This is a genomic window from Helicobacter apodemus (assembly GCF_003097575.1).
Taxonomy (GTDB): domain Bacteria; phylum Campylobacterota; class Campylobacteria; order Campylobacterales; family Helicobacteraceae; genus Helicobacter_D; species Helicobacter_D apodemus.
Genome location: NZ_CP021886.1, coordinates 1796249 through 1813125 on the forward strand (window position 1 = coordinate 1796249; position 16877 = coordinate 1813125).

18 protein-coding genes and 1 pseudogene are annotated in these 16877 nt (G+C 33.6%); 16 read left to right on the forward strand and 3 right to left on the reverse strand.

Translation table 11 applies throughout. The features are described from left to right. The first annotated feature begins 1 nt into the window (after position 1). The 14 genes and pseudogenes from CDV25_RS08890 (at position 2) to CDV25_RS08955 (ending at position 12966) form a co-directional block, all read left to right on the forward strand. A complete protein-coding gene (locus tag CDV25_RS08890) occupies positions 2-277 on the forward strand; it encodes a hypothetical protein (protein ID WP_108911635.1) in 276 nt (91 codons plus the stop codon). 76 nt (positions 278-353) lie between these two features. Beyond that, a complete protein-coding gene (locus tag CDV25_RS08895) occupies positions 354-1193 on the forward strand; it encodes a biotin synthase (protein WP_108911636.1) in 840 nt (279 codons plus the stop codon). A gap of 117 nt (positions 1194-1310) precedes the next feature. Continuing rightward, complete coding sequence (locus tag CDV25_RS08900; RefSeq protein WP_239056358.1) at positions 1311-2078, forward strand: YihY/virulence factor BrkB family protein; 768 nt, start codon at positions 1311-1313, stop codon at positions 2076-2078. 46 nt (positions 2079-2124) lie between these two features. Further along, complete coding sequence (locus tag CDV25_RS08905; RefSeq protein WP_108911637.1) at positions 2125-3456, forward strand: hemolysin family protein; 1332 nt, start codon at positions 2125-2127, stop codon at positions 3454-3456. Next, complete coding sequence (locus CDV25_RS08910; protein ID WP_108911638.1) at positions 3457-3645, forward strand: hypothetical protein; 189 nt, start codon at positions 3457-3459, stop codon at positions 3643-3645. It abuts the gene before it with no gap. A 9-nt stretch (positions 3646-3654) separates the two neighbouring features. Then, complete coding sequence (gene purE, locus CDV25_RS08915) at positions 3655-4149, forward strand: 5-(carboxyamino)imidazole ribonucleotide mutase (protein ID WP_108911639.1); 495 nt, start codon at positions 3655-3657, stop codon at positions 4147-4149. Between the two features lie 8 nt (positions 4150-4157). Beyond that, positions 4158-4637: a DUF3972 domain-containing protein gene (locus tag CDV25_RS08920; RefSeq protein ID WP_108911640.1), complete on the forward strand. Its 480-nt coding sequence runs from the start codon at positions 4158-4160 to the stop codon at positions 4635-4637. A gap of 82 nt (positions 4638-4719) precedes the next feature. Next, on the forward strand, positions 4720-6021 hold the full coding sequence (locus CDV25_RS08925; RefSeq protein WP_108911641.1) for a Na+/H+ antiporter family protein: 1302 nt from the start codon (positions 4720-4722) through the stop codon (positions 6019-6021). An 8-nt stretch (positions 6022-6029) separates the two neighbouring features. After that, positions 6030-6971 (forward strand): KpsF/GutQ family sugar-phosphate isomerase, encoded by a 942-nt coding sequence (locus tag CDV25_RS08930; protein ID WP_108911642.1) that lies wholly within the window; start codon positions 6030-6032, stop codon positions 6969-6971. Positions 6972-6974: 3 nt separating this feature from the next. After that, positions 6975-8789 (forward strand): extracellular solute-binding protein, encoded by a 1815-nt coding sequence (locus CDV25_RS08935; RefSeq protein ID WP_108911643.1) that lies wholly within the window; start codon positions 6975-6977, stop codon positions 8787-8789. Between the two features lie 3 nt (positions 8790-8792). Further along, positions 8793-9838, forward strand: a pseudogene (gene yejB, locus CDV25_RS08940) (microcin C ABC transporter permease YejB). 11 nt (positions 9839-9849) lie between these two features. Beyond that, a complete protein-coding gene (locus CDV25_RS08945; RefSeq protein ID WP_108911644.1) occupies positions 9850-10854 on the forward strand; it encodes an ABC transporter permease in 1005 nt (334 codons plus the stop codon). Continuing rightward, entirely contained in the window at positions 10847-12424 is a 1578-nt protein-coding gene (locus CDV25_RS08950) for a dipeptide ABC transporter ATP-binding protein (protein ID WP_108911645.1), read from the forward strand. Before CDV25_RS08945 ends, CDV25_RS08950 begins: the two co-directional genes overlap by 8 nt. Beyond that, positions 12421-12966, forward strand: a complete 546-nt coding sequence (locus CDV25_RS08955) for a thermonuclease family protein (protein ID WP_108911646.1) — start codon at positions 12421-12423, stop codon at positions 12964-12966. Before CDV25_RS08950 ends, CDV25_RS08955 begins: the two co-directional genes overlap by 4 nt. On the opposite strand, the gene CDV25_RS10650 is transcribed toward CDV25_RS08955, so the two are convergent. From CDV25_RS10650 to CDV25_RS08965, 3 genes are read right to left on the reverse strand one after another with little or no spacing between them, the layout of a single operon-like run. Beyond that, a complete protein-coding gene (locus CDV25_RS10650; RefSeq protein WP_239056450.1) occupies positions 12950-13537 on the reverse strand; it encodes a nitrilase-related carbon-nitrogen hydrolase in 588 nt (195 codons plus the stop codon). The genes CDV25_RS08955 and CDV25_RS10650 overlap by 17 nt on opposite strands. Further along, on the reverse strand, positions 13531-14202 hold the full coding sequence (locus CDV25_RS10655) for a hypothetical protein (RefSeq protein ID WP_239056359.1): 672 nt from the start codon (positions 14200-14202) through the stop codon (positions 13531-13533). Before CDV25_RS10655 ends, CDV25_RS10650 begins: the two co-directional genes overlap by 7 nt. A gap of 3 nt (positions 14203-14205) precedes the next feature. Next, the gene (locus CDV25_RS08965) at positions 14206-14709 is read right to left on the reverse strand and encodes a YajQ family cyclic di-GMP-binding protein (RefSeq protein ID WP_108911647.1); all 504 of its coding nucleotides are present in this window, start codon (positions 14707-14709) and stop codon (positions 14206-14208) included. A gap of 104 nt (positions 14710-14813) precedes the next feature. On the opposite strand from CDV25_RS08965, the gene CDV25_RS08970 reads away from it, so the two are divergent. Beyond that, positions 14814-15356 carry a CvpA family protein gene (locus CDV25_RS08970; protein ID WP_108911648.1) on the forward strand — a complete coding sequence of 181 codons (543 nt, stop codon included), beginning with the start codon at positions 14814-14816 and terminating at the stop codon, positions 15354-15356. After that, entirely contained in the window at positions 15349-16875 is a 1527-nt protein-coding gene (lysS, locus tag CDV25_RS08975; RefSeq protein WP_204161845.1) for a lysine--tRNA ligase, read from the forward strand. The genes CDV25_RS08970 and lysS overlap by 8 nt, the downstream gene beginning before the upstream one ends. Positions 16876-16877 lie beyond the last annotated feature (2 nt).

The window sequence follows — 16877 nt, forward strand, 5'->3', positions numbered from 1 at the left end:
AGTGGAACAAGAGATTCTAGAAATTTTAGATAAATATCCAAGCTTTTTAGCTACAAAAGAAGCTTGTAAAAATCCTTTGCCTCCTATGCAATTTACTTTTTTAAAAAACAATAAACTTTATTTTTGCACCGCTAAAGCTATCTATAAACATAGGCAAAATTTCAATAGTGTAGAATTTGGTATCTATAATAACCAATGGATTAGGATTAAGCGTATTACACAATTTAATGAGGATTTAAGCATTAAAGAAACAATGTTTGAAAGATACTTGTTGTGAAGTTGCAGTCTTTTATTTAGAGGGTGAGTAAAAATACAAGATTTAGTGGTAGAGATGAGATTATAAGGGGATAAAGATGAGTGATATTTTTTTATGCACAATTTGTAATGTATCAAGTGGTTCTTGTGCTGAGGATTGTGCTTATTGCACACAAAGTGCTAAGTATAATGCAGAGATTGAACGTTATAGGTTTAAGCCTATTGATAAAATAGTCTTAGAGGCAAAAAATGCAGCAGATAATGGTGCTTTAGGCTTTTGCCTTGTAACAAGTGGGAGAGATTTAGATGATAAACGATTAGAATATATTACACAAGCTACAAGAGAGATTCTAAAGCAGGGGTTGCATTTGCACTTAATTGGCTGTAGTGGAATTGCCTCTAAAGAGTCTTTAAGGGCTTTAAAGGAAGCAGGTATTGCGAGTTATAACCATAATTTAGAAGCCAGTAAAAATTTTTTCCCTAAGATTTGTAGCACACATTCTTTTAATGAACGTTATCAAACCTGTGAAAATACCTTAGAAGTGGGTCTTGGATTATGCAGTGGAGGAATTTTTGGAATGGGGGAATCTTGGCAAGACAGAATGGATTTACTCTATGCCCTAAAAACGCTTAATCCTCATAGTGCTCCTATTAATTTCTTTATACCTAATCCCGCATTACCCCTAGAGCAAAAAGTTTTAAATAAAAATGAAGCCTTAGAATGTGTGAAATTAGCTAGAGAATATTTACCTAGTGCAAGATTGATGATTGCAGGAGGCAGAGAGAGCGTGTTTGGAGAAGAGCAAAAAGAGCTTTTTGAATGTGGGATTAATGCAGTAGTGTTGGGGGATTATTTGACAACTAAGGGGAATACCCCTAAAGATGAGGTAAAACGTATTAAAGAATATGGTTATAATATCGCTACAAGTTGTGAGTAAAATTGATCTTTGATTTTTAGAGTTTTAAGAGTGCAAAGTTTAAGAATAATAGCAAGGAGAGTATCAAAGCGATTATATTTACCTATCGCTTACTTATATGTATTTTTAAAAGGGGACTTGCTTTATTTTGCGGCAAGCCTTAGTTTTTATACGATTTTTGCTATTTTACCTATGCTATTAATTGTTTTTTCGGTAATGACAATTTTACCGGATTTTAAAGAATATTTAGAGGGCTTTAAAGGCTTTATTGTCGAGAACTTTATCCCAACTTATTCAGATGTCTTTTTAAGTTATTTAGATAATTTTTTGCGTAGTTCTACAAAACTTGGTGGTATCGGTTTAATTTATGCTTTTACTACCTCTATTTTGTTTTTTAGAAATTATCAATTTATTACACAAAAGATTTTTTGCTCCCAAAGTAGAGGGTTTTGGGACTCTTTATCACTTTATTGGACTTCTATGACTCTTATCCCCTTAGGTATTTTGTTTTCTGTTTATTTTAGTGCAAAGATTTATGCTTATTTAGGAAGTTTAGGTTATAGTGATTTTTTATCTTGGGCTTTGCGAATTATTCCTTATTTAGTTACTTGGCTTGTCTTTTTTGTGCTTTTTAAGCTTTCTGCAAATACAGCAATTAGCACAAAAAATATTCTTATTAGCTCTTTAATTACTGCTTTATTTTGGTCTATTAGTAAATGGGCTTTTGTTTATTATGTTTTTTATAACAAAGCTTATTTAACACTTTATGGATCTTTTAGTATTGTATTACTGCTTTTTATTTGGATTTATCTTTCATGGGCAATTTTGCTTTTTGGAATGGGGCTTAGTAAGGTTATGAATGAAACTATTGAGGGCTTAGAGGAATTTAAGAAAAAACAAGCTTAATATGTTAGAATTAATGATATTTTTGCTAAATTAAAAGGAGGAATTTTTGGAAGTTCAGTCGATTCTGCTGTCTATCTTCGCTTTTTTTCTTGTAATATTAAATGGTTTTTTCGTTCTTTCTGAATTTGCAATTGTTAAAATTCGTCGCTCCCGATTAGAGGAGCTTGTTAAAAGGGAAGTTTTGGGTGCCAAATTAGCACTTAAAATTACAGGCAAGCTTGATTCTTATCTTTCTGCTACACAGCTTGGAATTACACTTTCTTCTTTGGGGCTTGGCTGGATTGGGGAGCCAGCTATTGCAAGGTTGTTAGAAATACCTTTTAAATATTTTGTAGGGGATAATCCTGTTTTGCTTCATACGATAAGTTTTGTGATAGCCTTTAGCTTTATTACACTTTTGCATGTTGTAATAGGAGAGCTTATTCCTAAATCTATTGCGATTGCTAAAGCGGAGAAATGTGTATTGTTGGTTGCTAGACCTTTGCATTTATTTTGGCTTTTCTTTTATCCATTGATAAAAATTTTTGATTTTCTTGCGGTTTTCGTTCTTCATAAAATGGATATAAAACCAGCTAGTGAAGGGGAAGAAAGTGCACATTCGGAGGAAGAATTAAAAATTATTGTAGGGGAGAGTTTAAAGGGGGGGTATTTAGATTCTATTGAAAATGAGATTATTCAAAATGCAGTGAGCTTTTCTGATACAATGGCTAAAGAGATTATGACTCCTAGAAAAGATATGATTTGTTTGTATGATGATAATACTTATGAGGAGAATATGAAGATTGTTACAACTACTAAGCATACGCGTTATCCCTATTGCAAAGACGGAAAGGACAATATTATTGGGATGGTGCATTTAAGGGATTTGTTAGAGACTATGCTCTCTTGCGACCCTCCAAAGGAATTAGAAAGTCTTGTTAGGGAGATGATTATTGTTCCAGAGAGTGCTTCTATTTCTAATATCCTTTTGCAGATGAATCGTCGTCAAAGCCATACTGCTTTGGTGGTTGATGAATATGGTGGAACTGCAGGGCTTTTGACAATGGAGGATATTTTAGAGGAAGTTATTGGTGATATTACCGATGAACACGATAAGAAGAGTGAGGATTATCATAAGATTGATGAGGATATTTACTCCTTTGATGGAATGCTAGATTTAGAACGCGTTGCCGATGTGCTTGGGATTACTTTTGAGGAGGATACAGAGCAAGTTACTATTGGGGGATATGTTTTTAATCTTTTAGGGAGAATGCCAGTAGTCGGTGATACTATTGGTGATGAATATTGTAGCTATGAAGTTTTAGCTACACAAGGGGCAAGAATTGTTCGTATTAAAGCTATTAAAAAGCCTTTTGAATTAGAGAATGAAGAGAAGTAAATGTTTGAAATCTTTTTAGTTGCTTTACAAATCTTATTTATTGCCTTAAAGCTTACAGGAAAGATTAATTGGTCTTGGTTTTTGGTTTTAATACCCTTGATTATTTATTTGGTTTTTTATTTATTTTTATTTACATTAATGGGAGGATTTTTAATTGGTCTTGGGATTTCATTATCATCAATTATGTAAGGAGAATCTATGGATTTCGTAGCCATTGTAATGGGAAGTAAGAGTGATTATAAAGTTATGGATGAATGTGTGGAGATTTTAAAGAAGTTTGATGTTTCTTATGAGGTTGTAATTGCCTCTGCTCATAGAAGCCCAAATCGGACAAAAGAATATGTTAAACAAGCTGAAGAGAAAGGTGCTAAAGTGTTTATAGCAGCAGCTGGAATGGCGGCACATTTAGCAGGGGCTGTATCGGCTATGACAACTAAGCCTGTGATTGGAGTGCCTTTAAAAGGTGGTGCTTTAGATGGATTAGATTCTTTGCTTTCAACCGTTCAAATGCCTTCTGGTATGCCTGTTGCAACGGTGGCTTTAGGGAAAGCTGGAGCGATTAATAGTGCTTATCTTGCTATGCAGATTTTGGCTTTAAGTAATGCTGAATTAGAGGGAAAGCTTAAAGAAGATAGAGTAGTGAAAGCTAAAAATGTTGAGCTTGATTCTGCAGATATTGAAGTGATATTATAGGGAGATTTATGGTAACTTGGATTAAAATTGACGAATTTGTAGAGGTTTCCCATTTGAGTAAAGAGAAAGTTTTAGAGATGGTTGCTAAGGGTGAATTAAAAAGCCGGCAAGAAAATGGTGAATTTTTAATTGATGCTAATGCTAAAGCATTGGTGCATACTTCTAATCAAGCTGTGATGGTTGAGCAAAATGAGAATATTGATGGAGATTTTGTGCAAAAGACTATTGGAACGATTTTAAGTTTGCACGAGAAGGTTGTAAGTTCTAAAGAAGAAACAATCTCTAGTGTAAAGAGTGAGAATCAATTCTTAAAAGACGCACTTTTTAATACTCAAGAGGTTTATGAGGATGATAAAAAAACCATTGCGATTTTAAGGGAGCAGTTAAAAGCAGCACGAGATGAAATTGAGTTTTTAAAACGTAAATATAAAATGATGTGGGGCAAAGTTATACAAACCCAAGCACAAGATTCTAAAACAGAGGAATAATCTATTGATTGCATAGAGCTAAAATAAGGTATTTTTACTTCTTTCATCCAATCAAATTTTATAAATTCTTTTAAGGGGATAAATGTTAGGTAATGCAGTGGTTATTTCAATTTTATTAATGAGTCTTTTATGCTTATTGCGTTTAAATGTGCTTTTAGCGATTTTGCTCTCAGCCCTTAGTGCGGGATTTATTTCCGGATTAGGTTTGCAAAAAAGTATTAATTTATTAATTGAAGGAATGGCGGGGAATTTAGAAACGGCTTTAAGTTATATCCTCTTAGGTGCTATTGCTAGTGCAATTGCAAAGAGCAATCTTACAACAATTTTAATTTACTATATTGCTAATTTTATTCAAAATAGACGTTTAATGTTTTGCCTATCCATTGCCTTTTTTGCTTGTTTTTCACAAAATTTACTCCCTGTGCATATTGCCTTTATCCCTCTTTTAATTCCTCCACTTTTGCCTTTAATGAATCGTTTAAAAATTGATAGGAGAGCGGTAGCTTGTGCTTTAACTTTTGGTTTGAAAGCTCCTTATGTAAGCTTAAGTGTTGGGTTTGGTTTGATTTTTCATACCATTTTGAGGGATCAGTTAATACAAAATGGTATTGAGGTAAGCTTAAATGATGTTGGCGGTGTAATGTGGATAGGCGGGTTTAGTATGCTTATTGGGTTATTACTAGCAATTTTTGTTTTTTATAGAAAACCAAGAGAATATCAAGAGACTTTTTTAAAGGAGAATGTTTTAGGGGTGTTAGAAAATCCAAAAATGCAGATTCGTGATGTTGGTGTTTTATTAGGTGCGATAATAACTTTTGTCGTTCAAGTTTTTACAAATTCTTTACCTTTAGGTGGTATATCAGGCTTGTTTGTGATGATGGTATTAGGTGCAATTAAATGGAATGAGATTGATGAGGTTATGGAAAATGGCTTTAAAATGATGGCTTTTATTGCTTTTGTTATGCTTGTAGCAGCGGGTTATGCTAATGTCTTAAAAGCAACAGGAGATATTCAATCTTTAGTAGATTTTGCCGCTTCCCTCTCTGGCGGTAAATTAGGTGGGGCTTTGATAATGCTTGGCATTGGGCTATTAATTACTATGGGGATTGGAACTTCTTTTGGGACAATTCCTATTATTGCTGCTATTTATTGTCCTTTAGCCTTAGAACTTGGTTTTAGTGTTAGTGGAATTATTTTGTTAGTTGGAATTGCTGGAGCATTAGGTGATGCAGGAAGTCCAGCCTCAGATAGCACTTTAGGTCCTACTTCAGGATTAAATGCAGATAAGCAGCATAATCACATTTGGGATACTTGTGTGCCGACATTTTTAATGTATAATATCCCACTTATCATTGGTGGTGTTATTGGTGCTATGTTGTTATAGGAGATAGAATGCAAGATTTCACAGAAATTGCAAAAGAAGTTTTTAATATTGAAGCAAATTCTATTTTATATTTAAAAGAGCATTTAGATGAAAATTTTAATCAAATCATTGATTGTATTTTGAATCTTAAAGGGCGTTTGGTGATTACTGGGGTGGGGAAATCAGGGCATATTGGTGCAAAAATTGCTGCGACTTTAGCTAGCACAGGAACACCTAGTTTTTTTATCCATCCAACAGAGGCATTACACGGGGATTTAGGAATGCTAAGACAAGAAGATGCTTTACTTGCTATTTCAAACTCGGGGGAGAGTGAAGAGATATTGCGTCTTATCCCAGTTATTCAAAGGAGGGGGATTTTATTGATTGCTATGAGTGGGGATAAGCAATCAACCCTAGCAAGAAAAGGGGATTATTTTTTAAATATTTTTATACAACAAGAAGCTTGTCCTTTGCAACTTGCCCCTACTTCTTCTACAACTGCAACTTTAGCTATGGGAGATGCTATTGCTATAGCTTTAATGAGGGCTAGAAATTTCAAGCCTGAAGATTTTGCACTTTTTCATCCCGGTGGTAGTTTAGGGAGGAAGTTGCTTACAAAAGTCAAAGATGTGATGGTGGATAAGAATTTACCTATTGTTTCTCCTAAGACGAATTTTAAAGACTTGATTATTGAAATGACAAGCAAAAAGCTTGGCGTATGTTTGGTGCTAGATAGCCATAAACTAGTAGGGATTATTACCGATGGAGATTTAAGGAGGGCTATAACAGAGGGAGGGTTTAATGCTCTAGCTAGTGAGATTATGAGTGTTAATCCCAAAGTTATTGAAAGTGAAATGATGGCAATAGAGGCTGAAAAATTTATGGTGGCACATAAAATTAAAGAATTAGTGGTAATGCAAGAGGGTAGAGTTTGTGGGATTGTCCAGCTTTATGATATAGGAAGAATTTAAAGAATGCGTTGGAAAATATTTTTCATCTTTTTATTAAGCTTTAAAGTTTTGGTGTTAGCTGATACTTATAGTAGTAATGCTTTTGCGATTAATGGGGAAGTGAAATATAAGGATTTGCAATATTTTGATTATGTCAATCCAAAGGCTAAAAAGGGTGGGCATATCAAGGAATATGCTATTGGCACTTATGATAGTTTTTATGATTTTTTACTCAAAGGCACTCCCGCTAAAGGCTTAAATAAACTTTATGATACCTTAATGGTTCGCTCCCTTGATGAGCCAAGTAGTCAATATGGGCTTATAGCACAGAGGATTGAGCGGGCAGAGGATAATAGTTTTGTAATTTTTCATCTGAATAAAAATGCCTATTTTCACGATGGAGTAGAAGTTAGTGCTTTTGATGTAGAGTTTAGCTTTTATACTATTGCAAGGGGTGATAATCCTGTAATGAATCAATATTATGCGGATGTTAAATCCCTGCAAGTGTTAGATAAATATACGATTAGATTTGATTTTAGTAATACGCAAAATAGAGAAATAGCCCTTATTTTAGGAGATTTACCTGTTTTACCAAAGCATTATTATACAGAGGATATTGCTAAGAATCCTTTAAAGATTCCTCTAGGTAGTGGTCCTTATCAAATAGAGAACTTTGTAGCAGGTCGTAGCATTACTTATAAACGCGTAGAGAATTATTGGGCGAAAAATCATCCTACCCGTATTGGGTATTTTAATTTTGACAAAATTACTTATGATTATTATAAAGATGATTTAGTAGCCCTAGAGGCATTTAAGGCTGGGAGATATGACTACCGCTTAGAAAGCTCTGCTAAAAATTGGGCTAATGGCTATGAGGGGGTGGCATTAAAAAATAAAAATATTATCCAAGAGGAAATATCACATTCTTTACCTAGTGGTATGCAAGGATTTTTCTTTAATCTAAGAAAGCCGATTTTTCAAGATATTTTAGTAAGGGAGGCTCTTAATCTTGCCTTTGATTTTGAATGGAGTAATAAAAATATCTTTTTTAACCAATATATGCGAACTAAAAGTTATTTTGATAATTCTGCCTTTGGGAGTGCTGGGATACCCATAAATGAAGAGTTGCAAATACTTATGGAGTATAAAAATCAATTGCCCCCTAAGCTCTTTACTCATCCCTTTGTTTTGCCTACTACCGATGGAATGGGGGAGAATAGGGAGAATCTAAAAAAAGCTCAAAGTCTGTTAAGGGAAGCGGGTTTGTCTTATAAAAATGGAAAGCTTTATACTAAAGAGAATAAACCCTTTGTCTTTGAACTTTTATTAGTATCTCCTGCAATGGAGAGAGTGGCTATTCCTTTTGCTAAAAATTTACAAAAAATCGGTATTGATATGAAGATTAGAATCGTAGATATTAGTCAATACCTTAATCGTTTAAGGGAATTTGATTTTGATATGATTGTAGCTGTTTTTCCACAGAGTTTATCTCCGGGTAATGAACAAAGTTTTTTTTGGGGTTCTAAAGCGGCTAATGAAAAGGGAAGTTATAATTATGCGGGGATAGAAAATGTGGTGGTGGATGCTTTAATCCAAAAAATCATTAATGTTAAGAATTATCAAGAGTTACTGCTTTATGTGAGGGCGTTAGATAGGGTGTTGCTGTGGAATTATTATACCATTCCGCATTTTCATACCAAAAATTTTCGCGTAGCTTATTGGGAGTTTTTAGAGCATCCCTCTATTACACCTCTTTATGATGTGGGTTTTGAAACTTGGTGGGTTGATGAGGAGAAATTACAAAAATTGCAGAGAGAATACCCAAGTTTTAGGCGATAGAGAATGTGGATTTATATTTTTAAACGTTTATGTTTAATAATTCCTACTTTGCTAGGCATTATGACGTTAAATTTTTTTATCGTTCAAATGGCACCTGGGGGTCCTGTAGAACAAATGCTCTCTAAAATAGAACATAATGTTTTGCAGGGTGAAACTTCAATGGGAGGATTTAGCTATAAAAAAGAGGGCATAGATACAGAAATGCTTGCTAAAATTAATGCACTTTATGGTTTTGATAAAACTTTGGGGAGCGGTATTGGTTAATGCTGAAAAAATATCTCTTATTTGATTTTGGGGAGAGTTTTTATAAAAACACTTCTGTTGTAGAGCTGATTTTACAAAAAATCCCTGTTTCCCTCTCTCTTGGCTTTTGGAGTTCTTTATTAATTTATCTTATTGCAATTCCTTTAGGGATTAAAAAGGCTGTGAATAATGGAATGCCTTTTGATAATATCACAAGCATTATCATTATTATTGGTAATGCCATTCCTACCTTTTTGTTTGCTTTGTTGTTGATTATTTTATTTGCAGGGGGGAGCTATTGGAGTTTCTTTCCCTTAAGGGGTATTGTGGGGGATGATTTTGCAAATTTAAGCCTATTAGAGAAAATAAAAGATTATTTTTGGCATATTACCTTACCTGTGCTATCCTTAAGCATAGGAGGATTCGCAACTCTAAGCCTATTAAGCAAAAATTCCTTTTTAGAGGAGATTCATAAGCAATATGTAAGATTAGCACTCTCTAAGGGCTTAAGTCAATCGCAAGTCTTATATAGGCATATTTTTAGGAATGCAATGCTATTGGTAATTTCCTCCATTCCCTCTACTTTGCTTGGCATATTCCTAACAGGTTCTTTGTTAATAGAGATTATCTTTTCTTTAGATGGGCTTGGATTATTAGGGTATGAGTCGATTATTACAAGAGATTATCCTGTAATTTTTGGGAGTTTATATATCTTTACTTTATTGGGTTTGGTGGTTGTGTTGCTGAATGATTTGCTCTATCGAGTAATTGACCCTAGAATTCATTTTGATAAAATGGGTGAGTGAGAAAAAGAGCTATGTTAGTAAGAAGATTTCAGGCTTTTAGACGCAATAAAAGAGCTTATATTTCTTTATGGGTTTTTGGAATCTTATGTATTCTCTCCTTTGGGGCGGATTTTATCGCTAATGATAAGCCCCTTTTTGTTTATTATAAAGGAGAGGGTTATTTTCCTATTTTTAAAGTTTATCCAGAAACAACCTTTGGGGGAGATTTTTTGAGTGAGGCAAATTATGGGGATTCTTATTTGCAAGATTTGATTAAGCAAGAGGGCTTTATGATAATGCCTTTAATACCTTATAGTTATGATAGTGTGATTTACTCTCTTAGCTCTCCTCCACCAACTCCCCCTAATTCTAAGAATTACTTAGGCACTGATGATTTAGGCAGGGATGTTGTCGCAAGATTGCTCTATGGATTAAAAACCTCCATTCTATTTGGTTTAATTTTGACTGCTTTAAGCTCTATAATTGGCTTTATTATAGGGGCTATTAGTGGGTATTATGGTGGAAAAATTGATTTATTGGGGCAAAGATTCATAGAAATATGGAGTGGAATGCCTATTTTGTTTATTTTAATTATCCTCTCAAGTTTATTAGAGCCTAATTTTTGGAGCATTCTTTGTGTGGTTTTGTTTTTTTCTTGGATTGCTTTAGTGCCTTTTGTGCGGGCTGAATTTTTAAAAGCAAGGAATCTTGAATATGTCAAAGCAGCTAAAGTGTTAGGGGCAAAGGATTTTCGCATTATCTTTTTGCATATTATGCCAAATGCACTTGTAGCTGTTGTTACCTTTATTCCTTTTATTTTGAGTGGGAGTATTGTTACGCTTGCCTCTCTTGACTTTTTGGGGCTTGGATTGCCACCTCCTAGTGCAAGTTTGGGAGAGATTTTATCACAAGGTAAAAATAATCTTAACGCCCCTTGGCTTGGGTTGAGTGGTTTTTTTGTTTTGAGTGTTTTGCTGTGTTTATTGGTATTTATTGGTGAGGGATTGAGGGATAGTTTAAAGGAAAGTAATGGATAAGATTTTGGAGATTCAAAATTTATCGTTAAATTTCAAAGGATTTGCACTTAAAAATATTGCTTTATCTATTCAAAAAGGAGAGGTTTTAGGCTTAGTTGGGCAATCTGGAAGTGGTAAATCTTTATTGAGTAATACTATATTGGGCTTTATTAGGGATTATCAACTACTAAGTGGGAATATAGAGTTTTTAGGGGAAAACCTCTTGCTTAAAAATCAAAAGGCTATGTGCTCTTTGCGAGGAGCTAAGATAGGTTATATTTTTCAAGAACCCCTTAGTGCTTTAAATCCTCTCCATAAAATCAAAAAACAAATTTTAGAAGCTCTAAAGATACATAATCTTTATTCTAAAGATACACTACAAACTAGGCTTTATGAGCTTTTAGATATGGTAAAACTTGATAAATCTCATCTTCAAAGATACCCTTATGAGTTAAGTGGAGGGCAGAGACAAAGAGTTTGTATCGCTATTGCTTTAGCAAATAATCCGCAACTTCTAATTGCTGATGAGCCAACAACAGCACTGGATTCTAAAATACAAGAACAAATTATTGGTCTCTTACAAGATTTGCAAAAGCAGCTGCATTTAAGTATTTTATTTATTAGCCATAATTTAGGCATTATTTCACAAATTTCGCAAAATATTGCGGTTATGAAAGAAGGGGAGATTGTAGAATATGGGGTAAATCAAGAGGTTTTTAACACTCCAAAACATCCTTATACTAAGACGCTTCTTAAATCTTTGGGGATTAGTTATAGAGAAGTTAAAAATTGTGGCAAAGAGATTTTAAGGGTTGAGGATTTAAAGCTATGTTATGTGTTAAAAAGAAACTTTTTGGGTAAAACTTTGCAAGAATTAGAAGCTCTAAAGTCGCTAAATTTTACTTTAAGAGAGGGAGAGAGTTTAGGGATTATAGGGGAATCTGGAAGTGGAAAAAGTTCTTTAGCTAATGCTTTAGTGCGTCTATTGCAACCAAGTGGGAAAATTATGTTTTTACAAGAGGATTTTTTAAACCTTAAAGGTGAGGCATTACAGGCAAAAAGAAAGGCTTTGCAGATGATTTTTCAAGATCCTTTTGGGGCATTAAATCCTAAGATGAATCTTTATGAAATTATCAAAGAGGGTTTAGAAATTCACCATTTTAAAGGAGATATTGCTAAAGAAGTTTGTCAAGCTCTTTATGATGTGGGATTGGATGAGAGCTTTTTACAACGATATCCTTATGAATTAAGTGGGGGGCAGAGGCAGAGAGTGTGTATTGCTAGAAGCTTAGTATTAAAGCCAAAAATACTTATTTTAGATGAAGCTACTAGTGCATTAGATCAAAATACACAAAAGCAGGTGCTAGATTTATTTTTAGCCCTTGGGCAAAAGTATGCTTTAAGTTATCTATGTATTAGCCATGATTTAGCGGTTGTGGCAAATTTATGTGAGAGGGTGTTGGTTTTACAAAAGGGGGAAATTATAGAATCAGGGGCAACCCAAGAAGTATTTTCTAATCCTAAAACAACTTATGTTAAAGAATTGTTAGAGTGTGCGAAATTTAATGCAAGACTTAATGAGGGTTTATGAGAGTTTGTATTATAGGTTTTATGCTTCTATGGATTTGTGTTAATAATCTCTATGCCGTGATAGCACCTGTTAGTTTGCAGGTTTTATTAAAATCTATCTATGCCCCCGCTTTATTTAGTGTTTATAATAGAGACTATGGAATGCTTTATTGTGAGCTTTATGGAGTGGCAAGTGTGGCAAAAGCATTTAAGGGTGAAAAATGTGAAGTGAGTGCAGAGAGTGCAAGAAAAATGAGGCATTTTGCTATGACTTATACAAGGAATAAAATATTTTTAGAGCAGCAATATAGGATTGGTTATAGCAATGGTTGGTGTTTTTTACAAAATGGAGCGAATTTATTTAATTATGAGATTGTGAGGGATGGTTATGCGATTGTGCAACATTTTGATACCATTGCAGAAAATGTTTTAAAAGATTTAGAGGTTTTACAATCTCAAGCAAAAGCTCAAAAAAGAGGTCTTTGGAGGGAATGGGGAGAGGAGATGAGTTGCCTTAAAGTTACACTTATGGAGAGGGCGAAAGAGGTTATGGAAAAAGAATAAAAGAGGGTGAAGCGTTGCTAGAATGATAGATGGTTGTCCCATAGTTTTTTGCAAAATAAAGCATAAGAATCTTTTGCAGGGTTGGTTCAATGCTTGGGGCAAACCACGCATTATTACTAATGGCTATAAGAAACTTAGGAGAGGATTGGTAGTATTCCTCTCTTGTTGCTTCATAACAGATGGCAATTTGGAAATCTTGCTTATGAATCCTTGTAGAATTAGGTGTTGTATTGGGATTTTTTGCAAAATTACTCCCGCCTTTAAAAATGAGTTCATTAATAAAATTCGCAAGTGATGAGGGGAGAGGAATGCTCTCACCAAAGGGGACAAGAATGACTTTATGTAGAACTTGCATTTCCCCCTTTTCAAATATATAGGCACTATTATAAGTTTCTGCATTTTGATAAATTCCGCCGGTTACAATGGTGATTTTATGACTTTTTTCTTGGAGTGTTTGTAAGAGTTTGGGTTGATGATTAAGCACAAGGGGGAAGGCGGTTTCTGGGAGGATAATTACATCATAACTTTCTTTTATGGCAAGGTTGATGGCTTCAAGATTAGAATCTAAAATTTCTCGTAAATTGTTGCTATCCCAACGAAGGTTTTGGGGATATTAGTTTGTAGAGTTTTGATTTTTAGTGGAGATGGTGTAGTGTGTGTAGAGGATTGTTGGGTGAATATGTAAATACAAATTAAGCTCATTGGTAGCCATAATAGCGAAATTTTATAAAATCTTTTAAGATAAAGCATTGAAAAAAATGTTAGACTAAGAAGTAATAAAACAAGTGTCCATTTAGAAGGGGTAAAATAACTAGTTGTGAATATAGCCTCTGGGATAAACCAATTAAACCCAAAGGGGTGAATAAAGCTTCCACACAGAAGGGTTAAGAGTTTATATACATAATGATTAAAAGCACAAAAAAATAAAAATAAGATTCCATAAACAAGGATTAAGACAATCCACATAAGGGGCATAAGATAAGCAATATCATAATATCTAAAGCTAAGGGCTATCCAATAAAACCAAAGAATCCCTATTAAACCTCCACATACTAATCCACCAAAAGCAGAAAGTTGTAAATAAAGGAATAATCCTACAATAGCAAAGAGTGTAGAGATAATGGGGGAGTTTAGGGAGAAATGCTCTAAATAAATAAAAGCACTCAAACAAATAGCACATAAAATTCCTATTAACGATTGGGGTAGCCTTTTTTGGGCTATAAGTGTAGCATTCATTTTTTAAGAAAAATTATTAAAACAAAGTGCAATTTCTAATTCTAAAGTTTTAAGGTGCGAGATAACTTTTTGTAATTCATCAATATCTTTAGATTTTATGCGAATTTCACTCCCTTGAATTTGTGTTTGGACTTTGAATTTCTGATTTTTTATCGCATTGGTGAGCGTTTTTATACTCTTATCATCTAAAATATCATTGATTTGGTAAGTGATTTTTGTATTACCTCCACTTGCATTTTCTTTAGAGGTTTCTTTTAAGACTTTTAAAGAGAGATTGCGTTTAATAAGCTTAGAATCTAAAATATCTTTAATGGCTTTTGCTTTATTTTCACTGATTGCTAAAATGCTCAAGACTTTGGTTTTTTCATTGAGATGTAATTCTTTGGTTTTATCATCTTTAAAATCAAATCGATTATTAATTTCTTTTTTTGCTTGTTCAAGAGCATTTTTAAGCTCTTGCATTTCTATTTTTGCTGAAATATCAAAACTATGTTCTTTTGCTGCCATAAAAATTCCTTAAAAATATTTCTAAAATTTCTTGCATTATGCCTTTTTTAGGTTTGTTTTGTGTAAAATATACTTTTTATTTGCTAAATAAAAGGTTAAAGCTAATGGCGGATTTTAGTTATTTTGATTTGATAATTGGCGCTTTGGTAATACTTCTTGCTATAAGAGGCATCATTAATGGCTTTATAAGAGAGATTTCTGGTTTATTGGGTATTGTAGTTGGTGTATATGTTGGTTCTTCATATTCTAAAGAAGTGGGTCAATGGATTAGTTCAAATGTTTATACCTTTGAAAATCCTTCCGCCATTTCATTGATTGGTTTTTTAGTCTTATTGGTTCTTATTTGGGTGGGGGTATTAATTTTAAGTAAAATTTTGCAAAAACTTGTTAAAAATACTCATTTTGGCGTTCTTAATCGTATTTTGGGATTTTGTTTTGGGGGATTAAAAATTTTTATTGTTTTAGCTATTATTTTTTACGCTCTCTCTAGTATTACATTAGTGAAAGTCTTTATGGATCAATATACGCATAATAGTTTCCTTTATCCCGCAATGATGAGCACAGGTTCAGTTATTATCAAGCTTCATGATTTGCAAGAAACAGAAAGTTTAGATTCATCAACAACTACTAATGGCTTAAATGAGTAAAGGAGCGGTATTGTTTAGGGATGATATTTATAAAGCACAAAGGATGCAAAAAGCCCAACAACTAAGAGAGTTAGGGATTAATCCTTATGGTAATGGCATTGCTAAAGAGATGACTAGCAATACTTTTTTGCAACAATTTCAATATGTTCAAACTATGGCTGAGGGAGAGAAAAAAGATACTACTCAAAGTGTGCAAGTAGCTGGGAGGATTAAATTTATCCGCTTAATGGGTAAAGCAGCTTTTATTAAGATAGAAGATATGCAAGGAATCTTACAGGCGTATTTATCTAAAAATGAGCTTGATGCAATGTTTGAGACTTTTAAAAAGAATATTGAAGTTGGTGATATTGTAGCTTTAAGAGGGTTTCCCTTTGTAACTAAAACGGGTGAATTAAGTTTGCATACTCTAGAGCTTTATTTTCTTGCCAAAGCCATTAATCCTTTGCCTGAAAAATATCACGGACTTGTAGATATTGAATTGCGGTATCGTCAAAGATATTTAGATTTAATTATGAATAAAGAGGTTAGGGATAGCTTTGTAATGCGTTCCCAAATAGTATCTTGTGTGCGGCATTTTTTTGAGGAAAAAGGTTTTTTAGAGGTAGAAACACCTATGATGCACCCAATACCCGGTGGAGCTAATGCAAAACCTTTTGTTACTTATCATAATGCTCTTAATGTAGAACGTTATTTGCGAATCGCTCCAGAATTATATTTGAAACGATTAGTTGTTGGGGGATTTGAAGCAGTTTTTGAAATTAATCGTAATTTTAGGAATGAGGGAATGGATCATTCCCATAATCCCGAATTTACTATGATTGAATTTTATTGGGCGTATAAGGATTATAAGGATTTGATGGTATTAATCCAAGAATTGTTTAATATTTTGCTTGAAATTTTAAAGCTACCAAAAGTTTTAAACTTTAATCATCATAATATTAATTTTCAAAACTTCCAAACTATTAGTTATACTAATGCCCTTATTGAAATTGGTGGAATTCCTAGTGATATAGTTTTAGATGAAGAGAAGTTATATGCCTATTTATTAAAAAATAATATTCCTTTAGAAACTAAAATGGAGTTAGGCAAATTACAAAGTGAGGCTTTTGATGCTTTTGTTGAGCATCAGTTGATTAATCCCACTTTTATTACAGAGTTTCCTATTGCTATTAGCCCTTTAGCAAGGGCTAATGATGAAAATCCTAATATTGCTGATAGATTTGAATTATTTATTGGAGGGAGCGAAATTGCTAATGGATTTAGTGAGCTAAACGATCCCCTAGAACAATATAAACGTTTTGAAGCACAGGTTAAGGCTAAAGAAGCAGGTGATGAGGAGGCACAATATATGGATGAAGATTATATTAATGCCCTCTGCTATGGTATGCCACCAACTGCTGGAGCAGGGATAGGGATTGATAGGCTTGTGATGTTATTAACTAATCAGCCAAATATTAAAGATGTGATTTTATTCCCAGCTCTCAAACCTCAAAAAAAAGAAATTCAAACAAAGGAGTAATA